21 protein-coding genes and 3 pseudogenes are annotated in these 25,617 nt (G+C 73.2%); 10 read left to right on the plus strand and 14 right to left on the minus strand.

Annotation, left to right across the window (positions count from 1 at the left end; all coding sequences use genetic code 11):
- Positions 1-12: 12 nt before the first annotated feature.
- On the minus strand, positions 13-831 hold the full coding sequence (locus IEZ04_RS06160) for a polysaccharide deacetylase family protein (protein WP_189215653.1): 819 nt from the start codon (positions 829-831) through the stop codon (positions 13-15).
- A gap of 68 nt (positions 832-899) precedes the next feature.
- Positions 900-2,807: an FAD-dependent oxidoreductase gene (locus IEZ04_RS06165; protein ID WP_373296260.1), complete on the minus strand. Its 1,908-nt coding sequence runs from the start codon at positions 2,805-2,807 to the stop codon at positions 900-902.
- Here IEZ04_RS06165 and IEZ04_RS06170 point away from each other — a divergent pair.
- Entirely contained in the window at positions 2,806-3,012 is a 207-nt protein-coding gene (locus tag IEZ04_RS06170) for a hypothetical protein (protein WP_189215654.1), read from the plus strand. The genes IEZ04_RS06165 and IEZ04_RS06170 overlap by 2 nt on opposite strands.
- A gap of 84 nt (positions 3,013-3,096) precedes the next feature.
- Here the strand turns inward: IEZ04_RS06170 and IEZ04_RS06175 are convergent, their stop codons facing one another.
- The 4 genes from IEZ04_RS06175 to zapE all read right to left on the minus strand — a co-directional run bounded on the left by IEZ04_RS06175 (position 3,097) and on the right by zapE (position 8,764).
- A complete protein-coding gene (locus IEZ04_RS06175; RefSeq protein ID WP_189215655.1) occupies positions 3,097-4,488 on the minus strand; it encodes an alkaline phosphatase PhoX in 1,392 nt (463 codons plus the stop codon).
- A gap of 192 nt (positions 4,489-4,680) precedes the next feature.
- Positions 4,681-6,288 carry a SulP family inorganic anion transporter gene (locus tag IEZ04_RS06180; RefSeq protein WP_189215656.1) on the minus strand — a complete coding sequence of 536 codons (1,608 nt, stop codon included), beginning with the start codon at positions 6,286-6,288 and terminating at the stop codon, positions 4,681-4,683.
- Positions 6,289-6,296: 8 nt separating this feature from the next.
- Positions 6,297-6,878, minus strand: a complete 582-nt coding sequence (locus IEZ04_RS06185) for a carbonic anhydrase (protein WP_189215657.1) — start codon at positions 6,876-6,878, stop codon at positions 6,297-6,299.
- 761 nt (positions 6,879-7,639) lie between these two features.
- Positions 7,640-8,764, minus strand: a complete 1,125-nt coding sequence (zapE, locus tag IEZ04_RS06190) for a cell division protein ZapE (protein WP_189215658.1) — start codon at positions 8,762-8,764, stop codon at positions 7,640-7,642.
- A gap of 30 nt (positions 8,765-8,794) precedes the next feature.
- On the opposite strand from zapE, the gene IEZ04_RS06195 reads away from it, so the two are divergent.
- The 7 genes and pseudogenes from IEZ04_RS06195 to IEZ04_RS34620 all read left to right on the plus strand — a co-directional run.
- The gene (locus tag IEZ04_RS06195) at positions 8,795-9,619 is read left to right on the plus strand and encodes a pyrimidine reductase family protein (RefSeq protein WP_189215659.1); all 825 of its coding nucleotides are present in this window, start codon (positions 8,795-8,797) and stop codon (positions 9,617-9,619) included.
- A gap of 128 nt (positions 9,620-9,747) precedes the next feature.
- A complete protein-coding gene (locus IEZ04_RS06200) occupies positions 9,748-10,233 on the plus strand; it encodes an indole-3-glycerol phosphate synthase (RefSeq protein WP_373296261.1) in 486 nt (161 codons plus the stop codon).
- A gap of 76 nt (positions 10,234-10,309) precedes the next feature.
- Complete coding sequence (gene murC, locus IEZ04_RS06205; RefSeq protein WP_189215661.1) at positions 10,310-11,716, plus strand: UDP-N-acetylmuramate--L-alanine ligase; 1,407 nt, start codon at positions 10,310-10,312, stop codon at positions 11,714-11,716.
- Positions 11,717-11,730: 14 nt separating this feature from the next.
- A complete protein-coding gene (msrB, locus tag IEZ04_RS06210; RefSeq protein WP_189215662.1) occupies positions 11,731-12,138 on the plus strand; it encodes a peptide-methionine (R)-S-oxide reductase MsrB in 408 nt (135 codons plus the stop codon).
- 167 nt (positions 12,139-12,305) lie between these two features.
- Positions 12,306-12,578 (plus strand): annotated as a pseudogene (locus tag IEZ04_RS06215) (ATP-binding cassette domain-containing protein); the annotation flags it as partial.
- Between the two features lie 4 nt (positions 12,579-12,582).
- Positions 12,583-12,861 (plus strand): annotated as a pseudogene (locus IEZ04_RS06220) (ATP-binding protein); the annotation flags it as partial.
- Positions 12,828-12,956: pseudogene (locus IEZ04_RS34620) on the plus strand (response regulator transcription factor); the annotation flags it as partial. The pseudogenes IEZ04_RS06220 and IEZ04_RS34620, both read left to right, overlap by 34 nt.
- Before the next feature lie 36 nt (positions 12,957-12,992).
- On the opposite strand, the gene IEZ04_RS06225 reads toward IEZ04_RS34620, so the two are convergent.
- Complete coding sequence (locus IEZ04_RS06225) at positions 12,993-13,868, minus strand: Sco1979 family transcriptional regulator (protein ID WP_189215663.1); 876 nt, start codon at positions 13,866-13,868, stop codon at positions 12,993-12,995.
- A gap of 384 nt (positions 13,869-14,252) precedes the next feature.
- On the opposite strand from IEZ04_RS06225, the gene IEZ04_RS06230 reads away from it, so the two are divergent.
- On the plus strand, positions 14,253-15,158 hold the full coding sequence (locus IEZ04_RS06230) for an ATP-binding protein (RefSeq protein WP_189215664.1): 906 nt from the start codon (positions 14,253-14,255) through the stop codon (positions 15,156-15,158).
- Complete coding sequence (locus IEZ04_RS06235; protein ID WP_189215665.1) at positions 15,136-16,128, plus strand: adenosine kinase; 993 nt, start codon at positions 15,136-15,138, stop codon at positions 16,126-16,128. Before IEZ04_RS06230 ends, IEZ04_RS06235 begins: the two co-directional genes overlap by 23 nt.
- Positions 16,129-16,158: 30 nt before the next feature.
- On the opposite strand, the gene IEZ04_RS06240 is transcribed toward IEZ04_RS06235, so the two are convergent.
- The 7 genes from IEZ04_RS06240 to IEZ04_RS06270 all read right to left on the minus strand — a co-directional run bounded on the left by IEZ04_RS06240 (position 16,159) and on the right by IEZ04_RS06270 (position 25,399).
- The gene (locus tag IEZ04_RS06240) at positions 16,159-16,755 is read right to left on the minus strand and encodes a GTP-binding protein (RefSeq protein WP_189215666.1); all 597 of its coding nucleotides are present in this window, start codon (positions 16,753-16,755) and stop codon (positions 16,159-16,161) included.
- Positions 16,736-17,110 (minus strand): DUF742 domain-containing protein, encoded by a 375-nt coding sequence (locus IEZ04_RS06245; protein WP_189215667.1) that lies wholly within the window; start codon positions 17,108-17,110, stop codon positions 16,736-16,738. The genes IEZ04_RS06240 and IEZ04_RS06245 overlap by 20 nt, the downstream gene beginning before the upstream one ends.
- On the minus strand, positions 17,103-17,531 hold the full coding sequence (locus IEZ04_RS06250) for a roadblock/LC7 domain-containing protein (protein ID WP_189215668.1): 429 nt from the start codon (positions 17,529-17,531) through the stop codon (positions 17,103-17,105). The genes IEZ04_RS06245 and IEZ04_RS06250 overlap by 8 nt, the downstream gene beginning before the upstream one ends.
- Before the next feature lie 98 nt (positions 17,532-17,629).
- On the minus strand, positions 17,630-20,440 hold the full coding sequence (locus IEZ04_RS35570) for a sensor histidine kinase (RefSeq protein ID WP_189215669.1): 2,811 nt from the start codon (positions 20,438-20,440) through the stop codon (positions 17,630-17,632).
- A gap of 191 nt (positions 20,441-20,631) precedes the next feature.
- Positions 20,632-21,822: an NAD(P)/FAD-dependent oxidoreductase gene (locus IEZ04_RS06260; RefSeq protein WP_189215670.1), complete on the minus strand. Its 1,191-nt coding sequence runs from the start codon at positions 21,820-21,822 to the stop codon at positions 20,632-20,634.
- Between the two features lie 62 nt (positions 21,823-21,884).
- Positions 21,885-23,468 (minus strand): amino acid adenylation domain-containing protein, encoded by a 1,584-nt coding sequence (locus IEZ04_RS06265; RefSeq protein WP_189215671.1) that lies wholly within the window; start codon positions 23,466-23,468, stop codon positions 21,885-21,887.
- On the minus strand, positions 23,465-25,399 hold the full coding sequence (locus IEZ04_RS06270) for a beta-ketoacyl synthase N-terminal-like domain-containing protein (protein ID WP_189215672.1): 1,935 nt from the start codon (positions 25,397-25,399) through the stop codon (positions 23,465-23,467). The genes IEZ04_RS06265 and IEZ04_RS06270 overlap by 4 nt, the downstream gene beginning before the upstream one ends.
- Positions 25,400-25,617: the final 218 nt, after the last annotated feature.

The following is a 25,617-nucleotide window of genomic DNA, read 5'->3' on the forward strand; positions in this document are numbered from 1 at the left end:
GGCCGACTCGTCCTACCGCCGTGCCGCCGCCCCGATCAGCTCCGACACCTTCACGAACCGGTACCCGCGCTTCCGCAGGGCGGGGACGATCGTCCGTACGGCGCGCTCGGTCACGGGGGCGGCGCTGCGGGTGCAGTGCATGACGACCACGGACCCCGGCCGCACCTCGTCCAGCACCTGCCGCGCCACCGCGTCCGCGTCCGTCGCGAACGCGTCCCCGCTCACCACGTCCCACTGCACGGCGGTGACCCCGGTCGGGGCCAGCGCCGCCAGGGTCCGGCGGTCGTGGCACCCGCCGGGGAAGCGGAAGTAGGGGACGGTTCTCCGTACCCCGGCCTTCCGGAAGGCGGCGAACGCCCGTTCGACGTCCGCCCGCATCCGCTTCCGGGAGAGGGTCGGCAGCCCGTAGCAGTCGTCGGTGAAGGCGTAGTGGCTGTACGAGTGGTTCGCGACCTCGAACAGCGGGTGGCGGCCGATGGCGCGGGCCTGGGCCGGGTACTCCTCGGCCCACCGGCCCGTCATGAAGACCGTGGCCGGGACCCGGAGGCGGCGCAGGGCCGCGATCAGCCGGGGATTGTCGAACCGCTCGCCCGCGGCCGCCCGCGCGCCCTGATCCGCGGTCATGTCGGCGTCGAAGGTGAGCGCGACGCTCCTGCCGCGCGTGCGGGGACCGTGGGCGAAGACCGGTGCGAGGGCGGGCGCCCGTGAAGGGGCCGCCAGGGCGGGACGCCGTGCCGTCTGCGCCGCCTGCGGTGCCGGTGCGGTACCGCAGGCGGCCAGAGCGGCCCAGAGGGCGCAGGCGGCGGTGAGGTGCCGTGCGGAAGCGATCACCGAGTGAAGGTATCCGCATCAGTCTGATGAACAGACGATTCAGGGTGTCATGTCACCCTCTCGGACCCTCACAGCTCCCGCCGCTCCAACGGCTTCGTCGCCGGGCCCTGGACGACCTTCCCGTCCACGTCGAAACGCGACCCGTGGCAGGGGCAGTCCCACGACCGCTCGGCGGAGTTGAAGGCGACGATGCAGCCCATGTGCGTACAGCGGGCGGACAGGGCGTGCAGCCGTCCGCTGTCGTCGCGGTGCACGGCGACCTGCCTGCCGCCCGTGCGGACGACGCCTCCGCCGCCCGGGGGGATCTCGTCGGCGGAGTCGAGGGAGTGCAGCCGGTCGCCGATGAAGTGCATGCCCACCTTGGCCTGGTGCTGGAGGAAGGCGGGGGCCTCGCGCGCGACGGTGCGCAGCCGGCGCGGGTCGTAGAGGTCGGCCCACGCCGGGCGGCCGCCCGTCAGCAGGTCGGACAGGAGGCGGCCCGCCATGATGCCGCCGCTCATGCCCCAGCCGCCGAAGCCGGTCACGACGTACGCGTGCTCGGCCCTCTGGTGGAGGGGGCCGACCAGCGGCACGGTGTCGGTGGGGCTGTTGTCCTGGGTGGCCCAGCGGTGGGTGAGGGGGACACCGGGGAAGCGCTCGTTCGCCCAGGCGGAGAGCCGCTCGAAGCGCTCGTCGGTGTCGGCGGTGCCGGGGGTGAATCCCTCGCCGGTGATGATGAGCAGTCGCCGGCCGTCCTCCAGCGGCGCGGTGCGCACCGAGCGCTTGCCCTCGTCCGGGGTGATGTACATGCCGTCGGGGTCGCGGTCGGCGTCCATGGGGCCGGCGACGACCAGCTCACGGTGGCTGGAGAGCCGGGCGAAGGCCATGGACCGGTCGAAGATCGGATAGTGCGTGGCCACGACGACGTCCCGGGCCGTCACGGTCGCCCCGCTCTCCGTGGTGACCCGGCAGGGCTCGCCCTCCCGCAGTCCGACGACGGGCGTGTGCTCGAAGACCTGCCCGCCGCGGGCGACGAAGTCGTCGACGAGGGCGAGGAGGTACTTGCGCGGGTGGAACTGCGCCTGCCCGGTGACGCGCACGGCCCCCGTGACGGGGTACGGCAGCGGGGTCTCTCCCACGAACTCCGCGGGCAGCCCGGCCGCGCGCGCGGCCTCGGCCTCGGCGCGCACCTGGGGCACCTGCTTCTGGCCGTGCACATAGGTGTACGAGTCCCGGCGCTCCCAGTCGCAGGCGATGCCGAGCTCCTCGACGAGCTCGGCGGCCCGCTCGACGGCCTCGCTCTGCGACACCGCGTACAGCCGCGCCGCCTCTTCGTTCCGGGTCCGCCGCAGCTTGTCGTAGACCAGCGTGTGCAACACGCTGACCTTGGCGGTCGTGTGCCCGGTCACGCCGCCGGCGACCGTCCCGGCCTCCAGCAGCGCCACACTCCGCCCGAGCCGCGCGACCTCGTAGGCGGTGCTGATCCCGGCGATGCCGGCGCCCACCACCACCACGTCGACGTCGAGATCACGGTCCAGGGGCGGGTGCGCCGTGCCCGGTGCCGTCTCGATCCAGTACGAGCCCCGATTGTTCTCCATGGGCGGCCGGGTACCCCGCCCCGGCCACCCCATCCGGCCTGCTGTTTCGGGCAGCCGGGACCGGCTCGGCGGTTCGAGCACGAGGGCTTCGTCGACGGCCTCGATCGGGCCCGCCCGGTCGGGATCGGTGCTCGGGAACTCGGAACGCACCGTCACCACGACCCACAGGGGACTGTCCGCGTCCAGCGCGCCACGCAGCAGGCGGAGGGAGGACCGTTGCTCCTCGACGCCGGTACGGGTGAGCAGTTCCTCGGCCTGGTCGACCACGACCGGAACGTGTCGCCCGTGATCCGCGTCGGCGACCGGCTCGGCGGCCGGGTCGGCCAGTGCGCGCGGTCCCGAGCCCAGCCGTGCCTCCACCTCACCGGACGCACGTGCCTGGGTGCCCGTCACGGTCATGGCCGGCGCAGCGGTCAGCGCACACGGCGCGGCATCGGAGTACGCCCGCCGGCAGACGGGGTTCACCCGGACCGCCGCCGAGCTGCAGCGGCTCCTGGATCACAGAGGCACGGCCGGGGGCGGCGGCGAGGCGTTCGTCCAGCGCTGCGAGGGGGGCATCTCCGTCCTGAACGACAGCTGGACGGTGAAGTGGACGCCTGAGTGACCTGCCGGGCCGCTCATGGAACGGCGTCGTCCGCCCGGTCCGGTCATGCCGAGCGCCACAGGAGCCGCACCGGCAGCGAACGCCTCATGAACCCCGCCGCCAGGGCCCCGTCACCGCGAACGTCGTCCCCGGCGTGTAGCAGTTGACGTACATCGTCCGCCCGTCCGGGGAGAACGTGACGCCCGCGAACTCGCCCCACTCCGGTTCCTCCGGCGTCCCGGTGTTCTGGGCGTTGCGGGCCACGGCGTACACCTCGCCGCGCCGCGTCACGCCGAACACGTGCTGTGCGCCGTCGCCGTCCTCGCAGACCATCAGGCCGCCGCCGGGGGCGAGGCAGATGTTGTCGGGGGACTCGCCCGGCAGCGTCACGTCCGTGGCCGGGCCGAAGACGATCACCAGGGTGAGGCGGCGCGCGTCCGGGTCGTACCGCCAGATCTGGCCGTGGTGGTCCGCGGCCGAGCCCTCCGCGCTGCGGGCGAAGGACGAGACGAAGTACACGCACCGGCCGCCCCAGTAGCAGCCCTCCAGCTTCTGCGCGTGCGTGATGCCCTTCCTGCCGAAGTCCTGGAAACGGATCGGGGTCCCGGTGGCCTGGGGGTCCGGTACGTCCACCCACTCGATGCGGTCGAACGCCGTGCCCGTCTCCTGGATGGAGGACAGGTCGGGCACGTCCGGCACGCGCATCGCCTGCAGCCGGCCGCCCGCGCGCAGGGAGCCGGTGCCGCCGAGCGGGCGGTCGGGGAGGAAGCGGTAGAAGAGCCCGAAGGGCCGCTCGAAGGCGTCCTCCGTCTCGTAGACGATCCCGCGCCCCGGGTCCACCGCGACCGCCTCGTGCTGGAAGCGGCCCATCGCGGTGAGCGGGACGGCCCCGGTGCGGTGCGGGTCCACCGGGTCGACCTCGAAGATGAAGCCGTGGTCCTTCGCGTAGCCGTTTGTGCCGGCCCTGTCCTCGGTCTCCTCGCAGGTCAGCCAGGTTCTCCAGGGGGTGGGGCCACCTGCGCAGTTGACGGCCGTACCGGCGATCCCGACCCGCTCGCCGCGCACCTCGCCGTGCCCGTCCAGGGTCAGGACCGTACATCCGCCCTTGCCCGCCGGGTCGTACGTCAGGCCCTTCACCGTCGGCACCGGAACGCGGCCGTCGGCGCGGTTCTCGTGGTTGCGGACCAGGTGGACGCGGCCGGCTCCGCCGCCGAAGGCGGCCATGCCGTCGTGATTGCCGGGAACCGCTCCCTCACCGGAGCGGAGCCGGTCGCCCTCACGGGAGAGCACCTGGTAGCGGAAGCCTCTCGGCAGGTCGAGCAGCCCGTCCGGGTCGGGGACGAGCGGACCGTGTCCGGAGTGGCCGGAACCGAAGCGCCCGGGGCCGTCCGCGGCGGCGGCCGTCCCGGCGAAGAGTTCGGAGAGCGCTCCGGAGAAGGCGATGCCCGCTCCCAGGGCACCGGAGCGGGCGAGCACTTCTCGTCGTGTGGCTGACATGGGTGACTCCTCCTGCTGGCGGACAGGACGTGACCCGCTTGTGTGTACCACGTGGTTCCCGGCGCGGGAACCATGCGCGGAGGCCGTGGGCGGACGTGACAGGGCCGTGGCGCTCCGGGTGTGCTTCCCGAAGTGCCACGGCCCCTGCGACGGCGCCCCTACGGTGTCACCGGTCTCCGCGGGACGGCTCTGTCACCGCTTCTCCGCCCGCACCGGCTGCTTCGCCGGCTCGGCGTCCCCGGCGTCCACGGCGTCCCCGGCGGACACCGCGGATGTCGTGGCCGGCGCCGGGTCCTCCGTCGGCTCGTTCACCTTCACCGGCTCCGTGTCCGGTGCGCTGTGGCGGGCCGCCCAGTTCTCCAGCGCCGTGCGGCAGGCGTGGTCCAGGTGGTGCACTCCGCCCAGGTGCAGCTCGATCGGACGGTCCTGGGGGAGGGCCTCCAGACTGTCGAGGATCTTGGGCAGCTTGAGGAAGGTCGCGTTGCCCGACAGGTACGCCTGGATGGGGCCGGCGCCCTTGTCGATGATCTCCAGCTTGATGTGCGAGGCATCCCAGGCGGTCTTGACCACGGACAGGGCCAGACCGATCAGGACACCCTCGAACATGTTCACCGCGACGATCGCGACGGCGGTGACGATCAGGATCAGCGCCTCACCCCGGTGCGACCGCCACAGCGAGGCCACACCCTTGAACGGGATCAGCTTGTAGCCCGCGTGGACCAGGATGCCCGCCAGCGCGGGCAGCGGGATGTACGCCAGCACGGACGGCAGCAGCGCGGCGAACAGCAGCAGCCAGACGCCGTGCAGCACCCGCGAGGCCTTGGTGCGGGCACCCGCCGCGACGTTGGCGGAGCTGCGCACGATCACCGCGGTCATGGGCAGCGCGCCGAGCACACCGGACACGGTGTTGCCCGCGCCCTGCGCCATCAGTTCCTTGTCGTACTCGGTCCGCGGACCGTCGTGCAGCCGGTCCACGGCCGCCGCGCTGAACAGCGACTCGGCGGACGCGATCAGCAGGAAGGCCAGGATGGTGCCGAGCAGGGCGACGTCGGCGAGCTCGCCGAAGGCCTCCAGGCCGGGCGGCTGGATGGACGCCAGCAGACCCTGCACCTCGACGGTGGCCACCGGCAGGCTGAACACCAGCGTGACGACGGTCGCGAGGCCGACCGCGGCAAGCGCTCCCGGTACCGTCTGCGCGGCCTTGGGCAGCTTCTTCCAGAACACCATCACGGCGATCGTGCCCGCGGCGACCGCGAGCGAGGCGAGGGCCGTCGTACTGCCCACGGCGTCCACGACCGCTCCGGGCAGCCCGAAGATCTTGTCGAGACCGGAGGCGGGGGCCTCCAGGCCGGCCGCCGAGTACAGCTGGCCCGCGATGAGCACGAGACCGATGCCGGCCAGCATGCCCTCGACCACGGAGACCGATATGGCCCGGAAGTAGCGGCCCAGCTTCAGCGCGCCCATGACGAGCTGGAGCAGGCCCGTGATCAGCACGATCACACCGAGCACGGGCAGCCCGAACTCACGGACCGCTTCGAAGACCAGCACGGTGAGGCCCGCGGCCGGTCCGGACACCTGGAGGCTGCTGCCCGGCAGCAAACCGGTCACGAGACCGCCGACGATGCCGGTGACGAGGCCGAGTTCGGCCGGCACACCGGACGCGACGGCCACGCCCACGCACAGCGGGAGGGCGACCAGGAAGACGACGAGCGAGGCGGTGAAGTCCTGCTTCCAGTACGGGAACCGGGGCTTCCGGGGCGCCTCGGTGGACGGCTGGGGCGCGTTGGTGGTCGTAGTCATCGCGCCGCTCACAGGGACTCGAACGAGTCGGTGTCCGCCCGGTGTTCGCGCACGGCTCCGGTGTGCACTTCGTAGTACCAGCCGCGCAGTCCGAGGGTGCCCTCGTTCAGGCGCTTCTCGATGCAGGGGTAGGACCGCAGCCGGAGCAGCTGCGACAGGACGTGGTGCTGCACGGCCTCCGCGACGGTGGGGTCGCCGGCGTCACCGGTTTTCGGGTGGTCACAGGAGTGCGCGAGCCAGTCGCGCACGGCGGGTACGGCGGTGAGGTCGTCGCCGCGGACCAGGGCGCCCACGGCGCCGCAGTGCGAGTGGCCGCAGACCACGATGTCCTTGACGCCGAGGACCTCCACGGCGTACTCGATCGTGGCGGCCTCGCCGGTGGGGGTGCCGGAGCCGTACGGGGGCACGACGTTGCCCGCGGTGCGCAGCTCGAAGAGCTCGCCGGGGCGGGCTCCGGTGATCAGGGCCGGGACGACCCGGGAGTCGGAGCAGGTGATGAACAGGACGTCTGGCGACTGGCCGGCCGCCAGAGCGGCGAACTCCTCAGGGCGCTGTCCGAACGTGCGGGCGTTGTCGATGAGGGGCTGCATGTGGGGACTCCTCCTGGCGCGCCATCAGGGCGCGTCGGGCTGACAAGACAGAGTGTGGGGGGTCGGACTCTGCTGCTCAGCAGCGGAAAACCTGCAGTAGGGCCGGAGTGTGCGCCGCTCCGGTTCTCTCCGGACGGGACGAGACGGAGGGGGGAACCCGCGGGGGAGCGGTCACCCAGCGCTTACCCTCCGGTGGTTGTTCGAACACCAGGCACGCGTGCACGGCCGCGACGCCGCGGTGACGGTCGCGGGTCCGCAGGGGGTCGGTCGGGTCCCCTGGCGGGCCGCAGCCGCGGTGAGTGACGGCCTCGTCGCGCACCGACGTACCCGTGAGTTCGTTTCCGGGCTCAGCTTTGGCCTCAACATGACGAAGCGTGTGCACGGATGCGAAGGAAGCCGAGGGCGCGAAGAACTGCAGGGCGAGCAGGACGGCCGCGAGGATCCTGGCCGCGGAACCGATGGTGGTGCCTCGCAACTTCCCTCCCCCCAGCGCAGTGTTGTGCAGAGTGTTGTCTCTTGAAAGTGTCAACAGATAGTCAACAGCGAGTCAAGAAGTACGTTAACCCAGCAAAGTTGTTTGCAGGGTTAACTTAGCGTTGCGAGCTGAAGACAGCCTGAAAGTGGAGATGTGGATGGCTTGAATCGATCCTTGACGGCGTGGTCGACGGTCGAGTAGCCCCCCAGTGTCCGTGCGCATGGGGAAGCCCCCTGGTGCCTGAGGTGGCCAGGGGGCTTCCGTGACGGTGCGGTGGGGGCGCGGGTCAGTCCTGTTCGACGAGCCCCTTGGCGTCGCGTGCGAGCGCGGTGAGGCGGGATATCGCGCGGAAGTACTTCTTGCGGTAGCCGCCCTTCAGCATCTCCTCGCCGAACAACTGGTCGAAGGGCAGCCCGGAGGCGAGTACCGGCACCTCCCGGTCGTACAGCCGGTCGGCGAGGACGACGAGCCGCAGCGCGGTCGACTGGTCCGGGACGGGGCGCACATCGGTGAGGCACACGGCCCTGACCCCGTCCGTGAGGGCGCCGTACCGGCTCGGGTGCACGCGCGCGAGATGCTCGAGGAGCTGCGGGAAGGCGTCGAGCGAGGCGCCCTCGGTGGCCTGCGCGGCCTTGGTGACCTGCTCGTCGGCGTACGGCGCCGGGGCCTCGGGCAGCCCGCGGTGACGGTAGTCCTCGCCGTCGATGCGCAGGGCGCGGAAGTGCGCGGACAGCCCCTGTATCTCGCGCAGGAAGTCGGCCGCCGCGAACCGGCCCTCGCCGAGCCTGCCCGGCAGCGTGTTGGAGGTCGCGGCGAGGGCGACCCCCGCGTCGACGAGCTTGCCGAGCAGCGACGACACCAGGACGGTGTCGCCCGGGTCGTCCAGCTCGAACTCGTCGATGCACAGCAGCCGGTGACCGGAGAGCGTGGCGACGGTCTGCTGGAAGCCGAGGGCGCCGACCAGGTTCGTCAGCTCCACGAACGTGCCGAACGCCTTGAGCGCGGGCTCGGCGGGCGTGGCGTGCCAAAGGGAGGCCAGCAGATGGGTCTTGCCCACGCCGTACCCGCCGTCGAGGTAGACGCCGCGCGGGCCGGAGGGGGCCTTCTTGGCGGCCTTCCCGAAGCCGCCGAAACCGCCGAAGAGCTTGCGCCGGCCGCCCGTGCCGCCCGCGTCCGCTCCGTCCAGACCCGCCGCGAACGCGCTCAGCACCCTCACCGCCTCGGTCTGGCTGGGCTGGTCCGGGTCCGGTATGTAGGTGTCGAAGCGCGCTCCGCCGAACCGGGGCGGAGGCACCATCTCGGCGACGAGCCGGTCCGCGGGAACGTGGGGCTCGCGGGCGCACAGGGACAGCGGGGCCGCGTCGGGGATCGAAGGGGATCCGGGCGCGGAGAAGGACGACGACACGATCATCCACTCTACGGCCGTGCCACACTGCACGACATGCGACGTCTGTTCCCCGTGACCGATGTGACCGAAGAGACAGCAGGGACAGCGGCCCGGAAGGCCGCGGACACCACCGACCGCGCATGGGAACTCGACGAACTGGCGGAGGCGTACGCGTACCCCGCCTCCGTCTCCGCCCCCGCCTCCACGGGAGCCCCCGAGCCCTGGCTGCGCGCCAACATGGTGTCCACCCTCGACGGCGCCGCCCAGCACGACGGGCACTCGAAGCCGATCTCGGGCGCGGCCGACATGCGGATCTTCGGCACCCTGCGGGCGCTCGCCGATGTGGTGGTCGTGGGCGCCGAGACGGTACGTCAGGAGGGGTACCGGCCGGCCCGCGCGCGGGAGGAGTTCGCGGAGCGCAGGAAGGCGGCCGGACAGGGGCCCGCGCCCGCCGTCGCGGTGGTCAGCGCGAGCCTGGACCTGGATTTCTCGCTGCCGCTGTTCACCTCCCCGCTCGTCCCCACCCTCCTGCTGACCGGTGCCGCCGCGGCGCCCGACCGGGTGGCCGCCGCGGAGCGGGCCGGCGCCCGGGTGGTCATCGCCGGGGACGGCACGGGCGTGGAGCCCGCGCGGGCCGTACGGGCCCTCGCCGGACTGGGCCACACCCGGCTGCTGACCGAGGGCGGCCCGCGCCTCCTCGGCCAGTTCGTGGCGGCCGGTGTGCTGGACGAGCTCTGCCTGACGGTCTCCCCCATGCTCACCGCGGGGGACGCCCAGCGCGTCGCCGGAGGCCCTCCGGTCGCCGTGCCCCGCCGCTTCGAGCTGGTGTCCCTGCTGGAGGAGGAGGGCTTCCTGTTCAGCCGGTACCGGCGGAGCTGACACGGGGGCCGCGGGGTACCTGATACGCGGCCCCGTCCGCATCACGGGGCAGGATGGTTTCCGCGGGCCCGGTGCGGCCCGCGGCGGAACGAGGGCCCCGGGCCCTCGACAGGAGAAGGGCGCCAGCCGTGTTCCGAAGCGTTTTGATGATCGAGAAGGCCCTGACCTCCGCCGACGTGGAGTTCGTCACGACCCTGCACGGCGACGAACCGGTCTCCTTCCACGTGCTGCTCCAGCCCCGCGGCGACCAGGCCGACCGGTTGCTGCGCGCCATCGACGACGTCGCCCTGGGCGCGCTGGACGAGGCGGCGCGCGAGGGCGAGACGCCCGAGGGCGACGAGGCGAAGGTCCCGGCGCGACAGGCCCTGGACGTCTCCCTGGTCGCCCTCCGCGCGGCCGGCCACGAGGCGGACGGCCGTCTCGTCGAGGACCACCCGCTGGACGCGCTCAAGACGCTGGTCGACGAGGCCGGCGCCGACGAGGTCATCGTGCTGACCGACCCGCACTACGTGGAGGAGTTCTTCCACCGCGACTGGGCGTCCAGGGCGCGGCACAAGGTCGGGGTGCCGGTGCTGAAGCTGTTCTCGCACGCCAAGGCGGGCAGGGACGCGTGAGCGGGCCCCCGCGCGCGGGGCATAGGCTGGGCCGCTGAACAGTCCGCCGTACCGTTACGCACACCAGGAGAGACGCATGGCACCCGGCCTTCCCACCGCCATGGAGCGACCGCACTTCATCGGCATCGGCGGCGCCGGGATGTCGGGCATCGCGAAGATCCTCGCCCAGCGCGGGGCCCGGGTCGCGGGCAGCGACGCCAAGGACTCCGCGACCGCCGAGGCGCTGCGCGCGCTCGGCGCGACCGTGCACATCGGGCACGCGGCGGAGCACCTGGCGGACGACGCGAGCTGCGTCGTCGTCTCCTCCGCGATCCGCGCGGACAACCCCGAGCTGGCCCGCGCCGCGGAACTCGGCATCCCGGTGGTCCATCGCTCGGACGCCCTCGCCCGCCTCATGGACGGCCTGCGCCCGATCGCGGTCGCCGGCACCCACGGCAAGACGACCACGACGTCCATGCTCGCGGTCGCCCTGACCGAACTGGGCCTCGCCCCCTCCTACGCCATCGGCGGCGACCTGGACGCCCCCGGCTCCAACGCGCTGCACGGCGAGGGCGAGATCTTCGTCGCCGAGGCGGACGAATCGGACCGCAGCTTCCACAAGTACGCCCCCGAGGTCGCCATCGTCCTCAACGTCGAACTGGACCACCACGCCAACTACGCCTCGATCGACGAGATCCACGAGTCCTTCGAGACGTTCGCGGGCCGCGTCGTGCCGGGCGGCACCCTGGTGATCGCGGCCGACCAGGAGGGCGCGCGGGAGCTGACACGGCGGCTGGCGGACGCGGGCCCCGGCTCGCCGCGGACGGTGACGTACGGGGAGTCGGAGGGCGCGGACGTGCGCATCACCTCCGTGGTGCCCCAGGGCCTGAGGAGCGAGGTCACCGTGGAGCTGGACGGGACGCCGCTCACCTTCACGGTCTCCGTCCCCGGCCGCCACTACGCGCACAACGCGGTCGCCGCGCTCGCGGCGGGCGTCGCGCTCGGCGTCCCGGCGGCGGAGCTGGCTCCCGCCCTGGCCGCGTACACGGGCGTCAAGCGCCGCCTGCAGCTCAGGGGCGAGGCGGCGGGCGTCCAGGTGATCGACTCCTACGCCCACCACCCCACCGAGATGACGGCGGACCTGGAGGCCATGCGCGGCGCCGCCGCCGACGGCTCCCGCCTCCTGGTCCTCTTCCAGCCGCACCTGTTCTCCCGCACCCAGGAACTGGGCAAGGAGATGGGCGAGGCGCTGGCCCTCGCGGACCGGTCCGTGGTCCTGGACATCTACCCGGCGCGCGAGGACCCGATCCCGGGCATCACCAGCGAGCTGATCATCGAGGCGGCGCGCGCGGCCGGTGCGGACGTGACGGCGGCCCACGACAAGGACGGCGCCCCGGCGCTGCTCGCGGGAATGGCGACCCCCGGTGATCTCGTTCTCACCATGGGAGCGGGCGACGTCACCGACCTCGGCCCGCTGATCCTGGACCGCCTGAAGCAGCAGTAAGGGGCTGATTTCCCATGTCGTACGACGTCGAGAAGCCGGACGAGCAGTGGCGGGCGGAACTGTCCCCGGCCGAGTACCAGGTCCTGCGCCAGGCGGGCACGGAGCGCCCGTTCACCGGTGAGTACACCGACACCAAGACCGAGGGCGTCTACTCCTGCCGCGCCTGCGGCGCCGAACTCTTCACCTCGACCACCAAGTTCGAGTCCCACTGCGGCTGGCCCAGCTTCTACGACCCGAAGGACTCGGACGCCGTGGAGCTGATCGAGGACCGCTCCCTCGGCATGGTCCGCACGGAGGTCCGGTGCGCCCGCTGCGGATCGCACCTCGGGCACGTGTTCGAGGGTGAGGGGTATCCGACGCCGACGGACCAGCGGTACTGCATCAACTCGATCTCGCTGCGGCTGACGCCGAGCGAGGGCTGAGACCCGCGTCGTCCGCGCCGCCCGGCACCGTGCCGGGCGGCGCGCGGTCACGTCGGCGCCCGGTGGCGTGCCGTGACGTATGAGCCCCGACACCGACCGATCGGCTGATGCGCCTTCGAGCGCGACGGCCGATGTGCGGACCCCCGGCCGGGCGGGAGGCTCGGGGCATGTCGGTCATCGAAGTCGGTGAGCTGCGCAAGTCCTACGGGGGGCGCGCCGTCGTCGACGGGGTCTCCTGCGCCGTCGAGGAAGGCGAGATCTTCGGGATCCTCGGCCCGAACGGCGCGGGCAAGACCACCACCGTCGAGTGCGTCGAGGGGCTGCGCGTCCCCGACGCGGGGCGTGTCCGTGTGGCCGGGCTGGACCCGGTCGCCGAGCACGAGGCGGTGACCCGGGTGCTCGGCGTGCAGCTCCAGGAGAGCGAGTTGCAGGCCAAGCTTCGTCCAGGAGGCCCTGTCGAACGCCGCACGGCACGCGGACGCCTCCCGCCTCGGCGTGACGCTCAGCTTCATGGGCGACGAGGTCACCCTGGACGTCCGCGACGACCGCCGGGGTTTCGACCCGTTCGCCCTCCCGCCGCGCACCGGCACCGGCGGCTTCGGGCCCGACGGCATGCGCGCCCGCGCCGAACGCATCGCCGGGTCGCTCACCGTCGAGTCCGAACCGGGCTTCGGTACGGCCGTGTCGGCGCCCGCGAGCTGTTCATCAGCGAGGCCACGGTGAAGACCCATCTGACGCACCTGTACGCGTAGCTCGGCGTGAACGACCGCGCGGCGGCGGTGGCGACGGCGTACGAGCGGGGAATCCTCGGCGGCTGAGCCCCGGTCCCGGGCGTCGGCGGCGGGTCCCGGGCGTCACAGGTCCTTGCGCAGCAGCCGGAGGACCTCCTCGGTCCTCCGCGCGGGCGCCGCCTGGGCGCTCAGCCGGTCCAGGGCCTCGCGGTGGATGACGACGTCGTCCGGCTTGTCGAGGTAGGCGGCCCCCGCCAGCCCGCCGAGATAGACGACGTCGGGCAGTTCCGGCGCCCGGAACCGGAACAGGTGGAACGCGCCGGAACGCAGCGCCGGATGCGGGCCGTTGCCGAACGGCATGATCTGCACGGTCACGTACGGCAGCCGGCCGACCTCGATCAGGTGGTCCACCTGAGCCCGCATCACCGCGGGGCCCCCGATCGGCCGCCGCAGCACGGTCTCGTCCAGGACGGCCCACAGGCGGGGCGGCTCGGGGCGGGACAGGAGCTCCTGGCGCCGCATGCGCAGCGCCCACGCGCGGTCCGTGACCTCGGCCGGTGCCTGCGGGTCGGCGGCGCTCAGCTGGGCACGGGCGTACGCCTCCGTCTGCAGCAGGCCGGGGACGAACTGCGGCTCGTACGCGCGGATGTGCAGGGCCGCCTGCTCCAGGCTGAGGTACGGGGTGAACCAGTCCGGCAGCACGTCCCGGTAGGTGTGCCACCAGCCGCGCTTGTTGGCCTCGCGGACCGAGGCCAGGAACGTGTCGATCTCCTGGCGGTCGCCGACGCCGTAGACCTGGAGGAGCTTCTCGACGTCCGGCAGGCGCAGCCGGGCCACCTTGGCGGACTCCATCCGGCGGATCGTGGAGTGGCTCACGCCGATCGCCGCGCCCGCGTCCTCGTACGACAGACCGGCCCGGCCGCGCAGCGCCTCGAGCTGCCTGCCGAGGATCATGCGCAGCACGGAGGGGGCGCCGCCCCAGTCGGTCTCCGCGGTCACGACACTTCCCCCTCACGTTCACACATCGGCCCGTGACGGGATGAGAGTCTGTCACGATCGTCCGCTGACGGAAGTCGAGCGGACGCAGCATGCCTCTGGCGCTTTGCAAATTTCAACTTGCCGGTTGCGAGTCGATGTTGGCAGGTGCCAGAGTGGTCGTGCCGCCCCCGTCCGGTGAACGCAGAGGCCGAACAGCCCCGTTGGGGGAGACGGGGTCGTACCGCTTCGCTCCGCGCAACGAGCCGCCGCAATGTCGCGGTGTCCGCGTGGCGTCCCGTGCTGTGCCGGGAGGGTGTGGCACCGGCACCGTCCGTGGTGCGCGGCGACACCGCTCGCCGTGCGTCGGCACCGATCATGGTGCGAGCTGACGAAAGGCGAACGGCGATGGCTACGCCCTTCCTCCCCCAGCCGTCGGGCCGGCTGACCGGTGGCCCCCGGTCGTCGTCGGCCGACCGTCCGCACGAGGTCTCCCCGCTCCCGGCCCTGCCGGCACAGGCCCCGAAGCCGCGGTTCCCGGCCGGGGCCTCCGGGCCGGTCCGGTCCTCCGCGCCGCACTCGGACCCGCACCCTGCGCCGCGGAGCTCCCACCGCACCGCCGCGTTCGACCTGTCCGCGACGCCCTCCTCGGTGGCGGCGGCCCGCCGGACCGTACGCGTGCTGCTGGAGGCGTGGGGCGTCGACGACGACACGGGCGACAACGCCGTCCTGGTGGTCTCCGAACTCGTCACCAACGCGCTGACCCACACCGGCAGCGTGCGGATCGTGTGCCGGCTGAGCTGGACGGGACGGCGGCTCCGGGTCGAGGTCGAGGACCAGAACGGCGGCGGGCCCCTTCCCCTGCGGCGGGAGCCGGGGGACGACGACCAGCACGGGCGCGGGCTGCTGCTGGTGGGCGCGTTGAGCCGCGACTGGGGTGTCAGGGACACCGCTTGCGGCTCGGGGCGCGTCGTCTGGGCCGAGCCGGCCTCCGGGGACTGCGAGAAGGCCGAGGAGCCCGAGGAGCGCGAGGGGCCGGAGGCCGGCGAGTCGTCCTCCAGCGGCAGCGGCGCGCCTTCCCCGGGCGGGCCGTCGTCGGCCGTCGTACGGCGTGCACCGGCTCCCGCGTTGCCGGTACGGGCGGTCGAACTGCCGTCGCGGGAGGTGGCGTTGTGGTCGAAGGGGGACCAGGTGCCGCCGTGGGAGGCCACGGCACCGTCGAGACCGGTCGCGCCGGCCCCCCGCCCCGGCCGGACCGCCCCCCACCCGGCCACCGGAGGGCCCCTGTCCCATGGACCGGCCGTACATCCCTGACCAAGGATGGGGGGTGACCGAAACAGACATCGACGTGCTCGTCCTCGGCGGGGCCGGCGTCGACACGATCGTCCACGTGCCCGAGCTGCCGCTGCCCCCGGCCGACAGCCACATGGTGCCCGCCATCGAGACCCGTGCCGGGCAGACCGGCGACTTCGTGGCCCTCGGCCTGCACGCGCTCGGGCTGCGCACGCACCACCTCGACATGGTCGGCGACGACCACGAGGGCGACCTGGTCCGTGCCCTGCACCGGGAGCGCGGCATCCCGCTCACCGAGGTTCCCTCGCCCGCGGGCACCAAGCGTGCGGTGAACCTCGTCGGGCCGGACGGAGGGCGGCTGTCGCTCTACGACAGCACACGCGTGCGGGACGCCGACCGGCTCCCGGCGGACACCGTACGGTCCCTCGCCGCGGCCGCCCGCCACGTCCACGTCTCCCTCACCCACCCCTGTGTCCACACCCTGCCGCTGCTGCGGGAGACGGCGGAGACGGCGGGACGGGCGAGGGCGACGGGGAGGGCGGGAGCTGCGGGAGCGACGATCTCGACCGACCTGCACGACTGGGACGGAGCGAACCCGTACCACGAGCCCTTCGCCCTCGCGGCCGACGTGGTGTTCCTGTCGGCCGCCGCGCTCCCGGACCCGGAGAAGACGATGCGGCGGATCGCCGAGCGGGGCCGGGCCCGGGCGGTGGTCGTCACGGCCGGTGCCGACGGGGCGTACCAGCTCGTCGACGGGGAGCTGAGCCACGTCCCGGCCGTCCGGCCCGCCGCTCCCGTCGTGGACTCCAACGGCGCGGGCGACGCGTTCGCGGCGGGTTACCTCTTCGGCATGCTGTCCGGCGAGCCGCCGTGGCGGTGCGGACGGTACGGGGCCGTCGCGGGGGCGCACGCCTGCACCGTACCGGCGACCGTCACCCATCCCCTCGGACGGGACGAACTCCTCGCCCGGGCCGCCCGGACGGCGGCCTGAGCCTCCGTGGCACCGTCCGGCGCCAGGGCGTCAGACGCCGCCCGTCGTCGCGAGGCGGGCCTCCGCCTGCTTCCGCGCCGTGTCCAGGACGGCCAGCAGGACCTCCTTGCTGGACGCGCGTTCGCGTACGTCGCAGAGGACGACCGGCGTCGACGGGTCCAGGTCCAGGGCCTCGCGGACCTGCTCGGCGGTGGCGTCCCGGCGCCCGTCGAAGCAGTTCACGCCGACGGCGAAGGGGATGTCGCGCGCCTCGAAGAAGTCGATGGAGGCGAAGGAGGCGTCCAGCCGGCGCGTGTCCGCCAGGACGACGGCGCCCAGCGCGCCGCTGGACAGGTCGTCCCACATGAACCAGAAGCGGTCCTGGCCCGGCGTGCCGAACAGGTACAGCACCAGCTCGGGCGAGATGGTGATGCGCCCGAAGTCCATGGCGACCGTGGTGGACGTCTTCTTCTCCACACCGGCCAGGTCGTCCACGCCGACGCTCGCCGCGGTGATCCGCTCCTCGGTCTCCAGCGGCGCCACCTCGCTCACCGAGCCCACCATGGTGGTCTTGCCCACGCCGAATCCACCCGCGATCAGGATCTTCAAGGCGGTCGGCAGGACCGGCTCAGAGCTGACGGATACCATCCATCACCCTTTCGATGAGTTCCACGCTCGGCTGCTCGCTCAGCGAGGGCGGGGACTGGACAATGATCAGCTCGGCGTTGAGCAGGTCGCCGCAGAGCACCTTCACCACGCTCACCGGCAGATCTAACTGGCCGGCGATCTCGGCCACCGCCACCGCGCGGTCACGGCACAGCGAGAGGATCGCCATGGACTCCGGTTCCAGGTGATCCTGCTCGTGCTCGTGGTCGTGCCGCGCGACGATCAGTGTGATCAGCGTGAAGCTGTGCTGGCTGTGGCGGGTCCGGCCACCCGTGATGGCGTACGGCCGGACATGGCGTCCGGCCTGCTCATCGTCGAGCCACCGTGGGTCACGCATCCTGGACGTGACCGGCCGCGGTCTCCACGCGCGGCGCGGCGGACAGGTACTTGCCGACCTGCTTGACCAGCGTTCCCATCTCGAACGCCATCATCCCGACGTCGACCTCCTCCGAAGCGATGGCGGCGAGCCGCGCGCCCCGGCCGGCGGCGGTGACGAACAGGAACGCCCGCTCCATCTGGATGACCGTCTGCTGGACCTCTCCGCCGTGGAAGTGACGGGCCACGCCCCGGGCGAGGCTGTACATGCCCGAGCCGACCGCGGAGAGGTGTTCCGCGTCGTCGCGGCGGATGTCCTTCGACTTGCCGATGAGGAGGCCGTCACCCGACAGCACCACGGCGCAGCGGATCTCCGGAATCCGTTCCACCAGCCCGTCCAGGAGCCAGTCCAGCTGGGGACCGGAGTGTGCCTGCTCAGTCATTACTGATAGTTCCTCACAGTTAGTGGCGCCGGGGGGTGCGCCGGTCAGCTGGCGCATCGGGGGAGGTGCGCCGGTCGTGTGGCGCCCGCAGGCGCGCGTCAGTAAGAGCCGGGGTCTCGCGGCGCCTTCCGGTCGTCGGTGCCGTCCGGCTCGCCGCCCTCGGAGAGCCGGGCCCGCTTCAGACCCTGCTGAATGGCGATCATCGCGCGGGCCGAGGCGTCGGGGGAGAGGCCGCCCGACCCGTCGGTCCCTTCGTTCTGGTGTCCCGCCTCCTTGCGCAGCTGCTGGGCGAGGCTGGCTCCCCGGGTCCGCTGCGGCAGGACCGTCGGGGTGGTCAGGGGCCCGGAGGCCTCCCCGGCGGAACCCGCGGCCGGGGCGGACCGGCGGGCGCCGGCGCCCATGCCCGCACCGGGGGCGGCACGACCCGGGCCGTGACCCGCGCCGGTACCGGTACCGGCAGGGACACCCGCGCCGGAGCCGTAGCCCGGCGCGGACGCAACCGCTCCCGCACCGGCGCCTGCACCAGTGCCCACGCCCGCGCCCGCACCGGCGTGCAGGCCCGCGCCCGCGGGGCGGCCGTCGCGCGGACCCGGTTCGGCGCGGTGCGCCGGATGTTCCTGCGGGGCCGTCCAGGCGGCCGCGGCGGTGTCCCGGTGCGGGGAGCGGTCGGACACGGGCGGCAGCAGACCGGCGCCCCCGTAGTCGGGGAACCCGCTGTAGTCCGGCGTCCGGGAGTGCGTCAGGACCTCCGGGGCGGGCGTCGGCACGGCCGTACCCGTGACGACCAGGCCCGCACCGCCCGGAACGGCACCGGGAGCCGGGCCGACGGGCTCGGTCCCGGACACCGCGGCGGCCGCCGGGGCGTCGGTCCGCTCCGCCGCCGGGATGCCGGTCCGCTCGGCCCCGGAGTCCCGGACGGCCCGGTTCTGCTTCGCGGCCGCCGACTTGAGCTGGTCGAGGACCGGCGAGTCGATCTCCGTGAGGAGCCCGGACGGCAGCAGCACGACGACGAGCGTGCCGCCGTACACGGACTCGCGCAGCTCCACCTTGATCTTGTGCCGCTCGGCGAGCCGCGCCACCACGAAGTGGCCGAGGCGCGGGTCCTCGCCCAGCGCGGTCATGTCCAGCTTCGGCGGGTGCGAGAGCAGGTGGTTGGCCTTCTCGCGCAGGTCCTCCGGCATGCCGAGGCCGTGGTCCTCGACGTGCACGGCCAGGCCCTTGGCCACCTTCGTGGCGCTGACGAACACCTGGGTGTCCGGCGGGGAGAAGCTCGTGCCGTTCTCGATGAGCTCGGCGAGCAGGTGGGTCACGTCGGCGACGGCCCGCCCGGTCAGGGCGACACGCAGGTCCGCGGGCAGGTTCTTCACCTTGACCCGGGTGTACGCCTCGGTCTCGGCGACCGCGCTGCGCATCACGTCCGTGATGGAGACGGGCGCGGTCATCCGCCGGCTCGGCGGGGACCCCGAGAGGATGACCAGGTTCTCGGCGTGCCGGCGGACCCGGGTGGCCAGGTGGTCGACCCTGAAGATGTCCTTCAGCAGGTCGGAGTCCTCGTGCTTGCGCTCCAGGTCGTCCAGGAGCGAGATGAGGCGGTGGATCAGGATCTGCGTGCGCCGGATGAGCTGGGCGAAGACCTTCTCGGTGCCCTCGCGGCCGATGTTCTGCCGCACCGCGGTGTCGGCGGCGACGCTGCCGAGGTGGTTGATGGCCGCGCCGAGCCGCTCGAGCTCGTCGGCGGCGGTGTGGTGGGGCTGTGCGCCGGCCGGCTGCGGTTCGACGCGCTCGCCCCGCTCGATCCGGGCCATCACCTGCGGCAGCCAGACGCCCGACAGCTCCTCGGTCTTCCTCTGCAGCTCGGTGATGCGGTCCAGCGCCGTGCGCCGGCCGCGCAGCGCCAGCAGCGCGCCGCCGACGAGGGCGGCGAGCGTGGCGGCGGTGCCGAGCAGCAGGCCGAGGAGCAGGTCGCCGGCCCGGTCCGAGGCCTCGTCCGCGACGCCCCGCACCGAGTCCCCGCCCAGGGTCTGCAGTTCGCCGACGACGGTGCCGGCGGCCTCCGGCCAGGACGACGCCTGCCCGGGCAGCGGCAGCCCCGTACCGCCGGCGTCCAGGATCGCGCTCTCCACCACGCCGATGGACGTCCACTGCCGGCTGCCGGTGATCTCCCCGTAGTCGGCCGCCCCGCTCCCGGGCAGGTCACGGGCCGTCAGGGCGGCCCGCAACTCCTGCTGTACCGCCAGGTACTGGACGAACCGGGAGCGGGTGGAGCCGCTCATCTCCTCCACGGGCAGCGCGCCGGAGATCAGCGCGTCCTCCCGGGAGAGCATCTCGGTGAGCCGTACGAGGGCCGTGGTGGCGGCGCCGGTCCCGGCGAGGTCGGCGTCCTCGCTGCGCAGCGCGGCGGCGATCAGATCGGTGCCGCCGGTGACGGCGCCGGTGAAGTATTGGAACGCGTCCGAGCTGTTCAGGCTGAGGTCGTCGACGGCCTCGCGCCGTGCGGTCAGCTCGTCCAGCGCCTGGACGAGTCTCTGGTCGCCGCCGCGGAGGTCGGCTGCGTCGAAGGCGAAGGAGGAGACGGCGGTGCGGTACGAGGCGACGGCGGCGTCCGTCTCCTCCCGGGCCGCGTCCAGCTCGGTGCGCGCGGCGTCGGTGCGGCCGCCCTGCCAGACGGCGGTGAGACGGCGCTCCTGCTGGAGCCGGGTGACGAGGGCCTGCGCCGGACCGGCGACCGAGGAGGCCCGGTCGCTCTCGGATCTCAGCTGGATCTGCTCGTCGATCAGTCCCGCCGCCGTATAGCCCCAGACGCCGGTGGCGAGGACCGCGGGCACGACGAACGGCACGACGAACGAAAGCCGGAGATTCTTGCGAGAGGCGGACCGATGACGTGTCCGCCGGTCGCGGGTGCCTGGCATCTGATTCCTCGTACGACAGCGAAACACTGATGACGGTAGGGGCGGTGGTGCACTTGCCCGAGATCCCCCGCGCGCCGCCTTGACACGACTCTGGTGTATGTCAGCGGCGTGTGAACCGTATCAGGCCCACGGCTGACCGTCAGCATCCGCTTGACCGCAACTGGGCAGGTGTTCCGGCCAGTTGACGGCGATTACAAAAGCGAGAGGAGCTTGGGGGTGTAAAGTGCCTGGGCCGACCCTATACCGGCCGCCATGTCGAAGTAGATCGAGGTCAGTTCGGGGTCCGTCTGCACCGCTCTGAGCAGGGACAACCGCTGTTCGTTGGGTTCCAGTCGAGCGACCGACAGGGTGGCCTCGTAGCCCGGGGCGAGCGCCCGGTCGCGGTCCTCGGCGAATCTCCGCAGGGCGTCGTCCAGCCGTTCCGGGGCCTCGCCGAGAACGGGTCCCGTGTGCTGTACAAGAGATTCCGCTTGCTGGAAACCGTCGCTGATGCCGCGTGCGGTGATGGAGTCCTTGTGGTGCCCGGAGTCGCCGACCAGGACCCAGCCCGGGCCGGTGGCCTGCCGGAAGAAGTTCTGCTGGTCGCCCGTGCCGCGCAGCCGCTCGACCGGCTGCCTGCCGCGCAGCCGCTCGTACAGTTCCGGCGCGGTGGCGCGTATCTGCTCCAGGTACGCGGTGTACGCGTCGGCCCGTACCTCGTCGAACCGCGACTGCGGGAAATAGGCCAGAACCAGTGTCGCCCCGTCGTTGGTGGCGACCGCCGAGACCCAGGCCCCGGCCCGCTCGTACGACTCCATGGTGACCGGGACGTCCGTCCAGTACGTGTAGTAGGCGCAGGTCAGCCGGCGGTCCTCCACCGTGTACGGCGCGCCGGCCAGCCCGGCGACCGTGGAGCGCATGCCGTCGGCGCCGATCACGAGCCGGGCGCGCTCGGTGAAGACGCGCCCGGCGTGCCTGCCCTCGACGCCGACCACCCGGCCCGCGTCGTCGCGGAGCAGACCGGTCACCGTGCACCGGTCGCGGTACTCGACCCCGTCCGCGACCGCCGCCCGCACCAGGACCGGGTCGAGGGCCCGGCGCCGGGGCGCGTACGCGGCGCGCTGGCCCTCCACGCCCCGGGCGGACCCTTCGAGCCGTACGTCCGTGCCGGTCACCTCGTAGCGGACGTGCGCGAGGGGCGGGCAGCCGGTGGCGCGCACGGCGTCGAGCAGGCCCCAGCGGGCGAGGGCGGCCACGCCGGGCTGGTGCACGAGGTGGGTGGACAGGACGTCCGTGCCGAAGGCCGACCTGTCGAGCAGGAGCACCCGGTGTCCCGCGCGGGCCAGCAGCATGGCGGCCGGGGCCCCGGCGCAGCGCGCCCCGACCACGATGGCGTCGTACATGTTCGTGCCTCACTCGCGTGTAGGTACGGGGAGTTGGGGGAGGTGGGGGACCGGCGGGCGGCTCAGCCGGAGCGGGAGAGCTCCGTGAGCAGGGCCCGGCGGTCGATCTTGCCGTTGGCGTTCAGCGGGAGTGCGTCCACGACCGAGATCCGGCGGGGCAGCATGTAGGGCGGCAGCCGGTCGCCCAGGCCCGTGAAGATCCGCTCGGGGACGCAGCCGGCGCCGCTGACCACCGCCTGGAGCTCCGGCTCGCCGTCGGACGCGGGCACGGCGAGCACGACGGCGTCGCGCACGCTCTCCTGCTCACGCAGCATGGCCTCGATCTCCCCGAGCTCGATCCGGTGTCCCCTGATCTTCACCTGGTGGTCGGTGCGGCCGAGATGGACCAACTGGCCCTGGTGCAGGGCCACTCGGTCACCGGTGCGGTACCAGTGCCCCTCGGCCGGCCGCTGTGCGCCGTCGAGACCCACGAAGCGGCCGCGGTTGTTCGCCGGGTCCAGGTAGCCGGGGAAGCGCTGCGGGCCGCGCATGCACAGTTCGCCGTGGTCGGCCGGCCGGCCGTCCTCGGCCAGCAGCACGAAGTCCAGCGTGGGATGACTGAGGCCGATGGGGGCGGTGCCGTTGGGGGTGACGGGCCAGTCGGCCGGGTCGGCCGGGAAGCGGTACGCGGTGCAGGAGACGGTCAGTTCGGTCGGGCCGTACAGCACCTCGAGCACGCTCTGCGGCGCGGCCTCGCGCCACTCGCGGGCCGCGGCCAGGGTGAGCGGTTCACCGCCGAAGACGCTCATGCGCAGGCTCGGCATGCTGCCGGGCCTCAGGGTGCCGAGCCGGGAGGCGAAACCGATCATCGACGGCACCGAGAACCAGTGCGTCAGCCGCTGCGAGTTGATGGTCCTGACCGGCGACAGCAGCTGGCTGCGGGCCTGTACGACCAGGGTCCCGCCGCCCGCCCAGGCGACGAACAGGTCGTGCGCCGCGGCGTCGAAGGTGAGCTCGAAGGTCTGGGAGAGCCTGCTGCCGGGCCCGACGCCGTACCGGGTGGCGACGTGACCGATGTTGGCGCAGATGTTCCGGTGGGTGATCGGCACCCCCTTCGGCGCGCCCGTGGAGCCGGAGGTGAAGATGATGTACGCGAGGTCGTCCGGAGTGGCCCGGTGACGCTCCGGGGCGGCCGCGGGCGGGAGGGCCGCGAGGTCGTCGGCGGTGAGGACGAGCAGGGGGACCGGCAGGCCGGGGCCCGGCGCGTCGGCGAGGACCAGGTCCAGACCCGCCGCCCGGGCGATGTCCGCGGTCCGCCCGGCGGGATGCTCCGGGTTCAGCGGGACGACGGTCGCGCCGGCCCGCAGGATCGCCAGGTACCCCGCGTACGCGAGCACGGACCGGCTCGCCAGGAGCCCGATCCGGCGCGGTGCCGCCCCGGCCCCCGCGGGGACCAGCCGGGCCGCGATCCGCTCCGCGAGGTCCCGCAGCCCGGCGTAGGTGTACCGCTCCTCGCCGATCTCCAGGGCGACGGCCGCGTCACCGAACTCGTCGGCGGAGCGCGCGAACCAGTCGTACAGGGTGCTCGGCCGGCCCCCGGCGGCCGGATCGAGGGGGTTCCCGGCTCTGTCGTCGCCACCGCCGTGGGACTGTGTCCCGCCGCTCATGCCGCGGCCCCCAGCGTCCGCGTCCACGCGCGCAGTTCGCCCACCGTGCGCAGCCGGCCGAACTCCTCGGGGTCGATCTCGCGGCCGGAGCGCTTCGTCAGCTCCACCACGATGCGCAGCTTGGCGAGCGAGTCGATGCCTATCTCGGTGAGGGTCGAGCCGTCGTCGAAGCCGGTGCGGGCGTGCTCGCGCAGGACCCAGGTGGACAGGTCGCCGCCGTCCTCGGAAGCCCCGTCACCGGGCCAGTACCGTTCGGTCTGCCAGGGGTAGAGCGGGAGCGGCACATAGGTGCCGCCCTTCCTGAACTCGGCGTCCCAGTCCACGTCCAGGCCCGCGCGGTAGCGGTCGGCGGCCTCCGAGGTGCGGACCGGGCCGGTGCGCGTGCCGGTGAGCGCGGCGATCAGCTCCTCGTGGGAGGAGCCGACGACGGCCATCCGGCAGGGGTGGTGCTGGCGGCGGGTGGCCGCGCTGAAGCAGATGTCCCGCACCGCGTGGGCCGCGCCGGGTCCGCCGGGGCGCAGGTACTCGGCGTACGCGCGGGCGAGCGCGGAGAGGGCGGCGGGGGTGCGGGCGGACAGCGGCAGCACGTACGGCCTGCGGGGCCGGAGCGCCTTGACGCGGACCCGCGGCGGATCGGCCTGGCGCAGCACCACGTGCGCGTTGAGCGCGGAGGAGCCCTGCCCGGAGACGCCGACGACGGCCGGGCGGTCGCGGTCGGGCAGGTCCTGGAGGGCGCGCGGGACGACGACCGGCAGCCGCTGCCAGTCGACGCGGGGGCTGGGGGTGCGCAGGTGCAGGCTGGCCGGCACCTGCCCGTGCTCCAGGCAGAGCACCGCCTTGATCAGCCCGGTGAGACCGCCGGCGGCCTCGGCGTGCCCGACGTTCGTCTTCACGGAGCCCACCAGCAGGGGCCGGTCGGCGGGACGGCCCTCGCCCAGCACCTCGCCGAGCGCGGTGATCTCCAGCGGGTCGAGGGCGGGGGAGCCCGATCCGTGCGCCTCCACGTAGTCCACCTCGGCGGGGTCGACGCCGGCGTCCTCGTACGCCCAGCGCAGCACCTCGGTCTGCCCGGTGAGCGAGGGGTTGAGGACCGAGTCGCTGGTGCCGCCGTCGTTGCCCACGGCGCTGCCCTGGATGACGGCCCGTATGCGGTCGCCGTCGGCGAGGGCGGCGGTGAGCGGCTTGAGCACCACCACGCCGACCGCGTCGCTCGGCGCGTGCCCGTCGGCGCCCGCGTCGCCGAACCTGCTGCGGCCGTCGGCGGACATGGACCCGGCCGCGGTCATCACCACGCCCTCGTCCGGGCGCAGCGTGAGGTTCACCCCGGCGACCAGGGCCAGCGGGCTCTCCCCGGCGCGCAGGCTCTGCACCGCCTGGTGCACGGCGGTGAGCGACGAGGAGCACGCCGTGTCCACGACAATGCTGGGGCCGCGGAAGTCGAAGAAGTGGGACAGGCGGGCGGACAGCAGCGAGCGGAAGTTGAGCATCTGGGAGGCCGTCGCGGCCTCCGGCCCCCGGCGGAGCGCCAGTTCCAGGTAGTCCGCGCGGGCGTTGCCCACGAAGACCCCGGTGCGGCTGCCCGCGAGCCGGTCGGGCTGCTGGCCGGCGTCCTCCAGCGCCTCCCAGGCGGTCATCAGCAGCAGTCGTTGCTGCGGGTCGAGCTCGACGGCCTCGGTGGCGGACAGACCGAAGAACCCGGCGTCGAAACCGGCGGCGTCGACGTAGCCGGCGCGGCGGCTCGCCAGTCTGCCGGGGCCCGGGCCGGAGTCGTGGAGGGCGTCGGCGTCATAGCGGTCGGGCGGGATCTCGCTGGTGGCGTCGACACCGGCGCGCAGCAGGGACCACAGCTCATCGGCCCCGGATGCGCCCGGCAGCCGGCAGGCCATACCGATCACCGCGACCGACCGTGCGTCCACGTCCGACTTCTTCAACGCAACTCTCCTTCGCTGCTTCGTCGATGTGCGTGTGGGATGGCGCGCTTGACGTCCGCCCGGCAGTTGGGGTTCCCAACGAGGCGGATGGTGACAGGGTTACGAGTGTGAGGTGAAGCCCCGGTCGCCGTCGTACCGGGGTCGCGACGAATCGGCTGAGCGCTGTGCCTCCGCGGCCCCGGCGCGGCGACCAGCGGCTCCGGACGTCACGGCAGGAC

It is taken from the genome of Streptomyces ruber (assembly GCF_014648075.1).
In the GTDB taxonomy this organism is placed as follows: domain Bacteria; phylum Actinomycetota; class Actinomycetes; order Streptomycetales; family Streptomycetaceae; genus Streptomyces; species Streptomyces ruber.

Coding starts and splice junctions, on each gene's coding strand:
- IEZ04_RS06245 (WP_189215667.1), bottom strand. CDS start 17,110: ATGCGTGACCCACGGTGGCTCGACGATGAGCAGGCCGGACGCCATGTC.
- IEZ04_RS06165 (WP_373296260.1), bottom strand. CDS start 2,807: ATGACCGTGACGGGCACCCAGGCACGTGCGTCCGGTGAGGTGGAGGCA.
- IEZ04_RS06195 (WP_189215659.1), top strand. CDS start 8,795: ATGCGACGTCTGTTCCCCGTGACCGATGTGACCGAAGAGACAGCAGGG.
- IEZ04_RS06250 (WP_189215668.1), bottom strand. CDS start 17,531: ATGACTGAGCAGGCACACTCCGGTCCCCAGCTGGACTGGCTCCTGGAC.
- zapE (WP_189215658.1), bottom strand. CDS start 8,764: ATGATCGTGTCGTCGTCCTTCTCCGCGCCCGGATCCCCTTCGATCCCC.
- murC (WP_189215661.1), top strand. CDS start 10,310: ATGGCACCCGGCCTTCCCACCGCCATGGAGCGACCGCACTTCATCGGC.
- IEZ04_RS06260 (WP_189215670.1), bottom strand. CDS start 21,822: ATGTACGACGCCATCGTGGTCGGGGCGCGCTGCGCCGGGGCCCCGGCC.
- IEZ04_RS06265 (WP_189215671.1), bottom strand. CDS start 23,468: ATGAGCGGCGGGACACAGTCCCACGGCGGTGGCGACGACAGAGCCGGG.
- IEZ04_RS06180 (WP_189215656.1), bottom strand. CDS start 6,288: ATGACTACGACCACCAACGCGCCCCAGCCGTCCACCGAGGCGCCCCGG.
- msrB (WP_189215662.1), top strand. CDS start 11,731: ATGTCGTACGACGTCGAGAAGCCGGACGAGCAGTGGCGGGCGGAACTG.
- IEZ04_RS06240 (WP_189215666.1), bottom strand. CDS start 16,755: ATGGTATCCGTCAGCTCTGAGCCGGTCCTGCCGACCGCCTTGAAGATC.
- IEZ04_RS06175 (WP_189215655.1), bottom strand. CDS start 4,488: ATGTCAGCCACACGACGAGAAGTGCTCGCCCGCTCCGGTGCCCTGGGA.
- IEZ04_RS06235 (WP_189215665.1), top strand. CDS start 15,136: ATGGACCGGCCGTACATCCCTGACCAAGGATGGGGGGTGACCGAAACA.
- IEZ04_RS06230 (WP_189215664.1), top strand. CDS start 14,253: ATGGCTACGCCCTTCCTCCCCCAGCCGTCGGGCCGGCTGACCGGTGGC.
- IEZ04_RS35570 (WP_189215669.1), bottom strand. CDS start 20,440: ATGCCAGGCACCCGCGACCGGCGGACACGTCATCGGTCCGCCTCTCGC.
- IEZ04_RS06170 (WP_189215654.1), top strand. CDS start 2,806: ATGGCCGGCGCAGCGGTCAGCGCACACGGCGCGGCATCGGAGTACGCC.
- IEZ04_RS06185 (WP_189215657.1), bottom strand. CDS start 6,878: ATGCAGCCCCTCATCGACAACGCCCGCACGTTCGGACAGCGCCCTGAG.